The sequence below is a fragment of the Longimicrobium sp. genome, assembly GCF_036554565.1.
GTDB lineage: Bacteria > Gemmatimonadota > Gemmatimonadetes > Longimicrobiales > Longimicrobiaceae > Longimicrobium.
In genome coordinates, this window is record NZ_DATBNB010000609.1 from 1 (window position 1) to 1,537 (window position 1,537).

At 71.0% G+C, this 1,537-nt stretch carries 3 protein-coding genes; all 3 read right to left on the minus strand.

What is annotated here, in order from left to right:
• Positions 1-72 precede the first annotated feature (72 nt).
• A complete protein-coding gene (gene ruvA / locus VIB55_RS16950) occupies positions 73-660 on the minus strand; it encodes a Holliday junction branch migration protein RuvA (RefSeq protein WP_331877853.1) in 588 nt (195 codons plus the stop codon).
• The gene (gene ruvC / locus VIB55_RS16955) at positions 657-1,223 is read right to left on the minus strand and encodes a crossover junction endodeoxyribonuclease RuvC (RefSeq protein ID WP_331877854.1); all 567 of its coding nucleotides are present in this window, start codon (positions 1,221-1,223) and stop codon (positions 657-659) included. Before ruvC ends, ruvA begins: the two co-directional genes overlap by 4 nt.
• The coding region (locus tag VIB55_RS16960; RefSeq protein ID WP_331877855.1) for a YebC/PmpR family DNA-binding transcriptional regulator at positions 1,220-1,537 on the minus strand (318 nt) is incomplete at its 5' end. The genes ruvC and VIB55_RS16960, both read right to left, overlap by 4 nt.

The window sequence follows — 1,537 nt, forward strand, 5'->3', positions numbered from 1 at the left end:
TGAGCACGCGTTGGCCGTGGGTGCCGTCGTGGGTGATCAGGACGACGCCAGGCATGGCCGGGTTTGCGAGGGTTACTTCAGCCGCGCGAGCGCCTCGCGGATCAGCTCCGGCGCGGAGAGGCTTCCCTTCTCCTGCACCACCGACCGCACCGCGCGGTCCGCGTCCGCCGTGGTCACGCCCAGCGCGGTGAGGGCACGCAGGGCCTCTTCGGCGGCGGGGGCGCGCTGGCCGAGCGCGGACGAGGCGAAGGCGATGTCGTCCAGCTTGCCCGTCAGCTCCAGCACGATGCGCTCACCCGTCTTCTTGCCGACCCCCGACACCGCCGTCAGCGCCGCCGCGTTCCGCTCGCGTACGGCGCGCACCACCTGCTCCGCCGTCAGGGCCGAGAGGAGGCCGAGCGCCAGCCGCGGCCCCACCATGTTCACGCCCAGCAGCCGCGTGAAAACGGTCTTCTCGGTGTCATCCAGGAACCCGAAGAGCATGACCGCGTCTTCGCGCACCAGGTGGTAGGTGCGGATGGTCACCTGCTCGCCCAGGCGCGGCAGGCGCTCGAACACGGTGGTGGGGATGGAGATTTCATACGCCACGCCGCCGGAGGTCATCACCTCCACGCGTTCCAGGTCGCGGACGATCAGCTCGCCGCGGATGCGCGAGATCATCGGCGGCCTCCCAGCTTCTGCAGGTTTGCGAACGTCAGGGGAACCGGCGCCTTGAGCTGCGGGCCGAAGCCGCGGAAACAGTGCGTGAGCGCGAGCGCCACGCCGTCGGCCGCGTCGTGGGGACGGGGAACCTCGCGCAGCTTCAGGTGGCGCTGCACCATCAGCCCCACCTGGTCCTTGGTCGCGCGGCCGGCGCCCACCACGGCGGCCTTCACCTCGGCCGGCGGGTACTCGGCCACGCGCAGCCCCTTGAGCGAGGCGGCCAGGAGCACGGCGCCGCGGGCGTGGCCCAGCACCACGGAGGTGCGGACGTTCTTGGCGTAGAAGACGCCCTCGACCGCGACGACCGCGGGCTTCGTACGCTCGATCACTTCCGAAAGGCCCTCGAAGATCACGCGCAGCCGGTCCGCGAGGTCATCCCTGGTGTCGGTGCGGACGACGCCGCACTCCAGCAGCGAAAGGGCGCCGTCCGCGGCCCGCCGGACGACGCCGTATCCCGTGACCGCCGTGCCGGGGTCCACCCCCAGCACCACGGACTCGGACGGGGGAAGGCCCAGGCTCACACCCCTGCCAGGGCGTCGGCGTCCAGGTCGGCGTTGGTGTACACCTTCTGCACGTCGTCCAGCTCTTCGAGCAGATCCAGCAGCTTGACGAGCTGCTCGGCATCGGCGCCCTCGACGCGGATCTCGGTCTTGGGGATCATCGCCAGCTCGGCGTCTTCCCACTCGATGCCCGCGGCGCGCAGCGCGTCCTGCACGGCATGGAAGTCGGCGACTTCGGTATAGACCGTGTGGCCGTCCTCCCCCGTCTCCACGTCCAGCGCCCCGGCGTCCAGCGCGGCCATCATCACCGTTTCCTCGTCGTGCTTCTCGGCGTC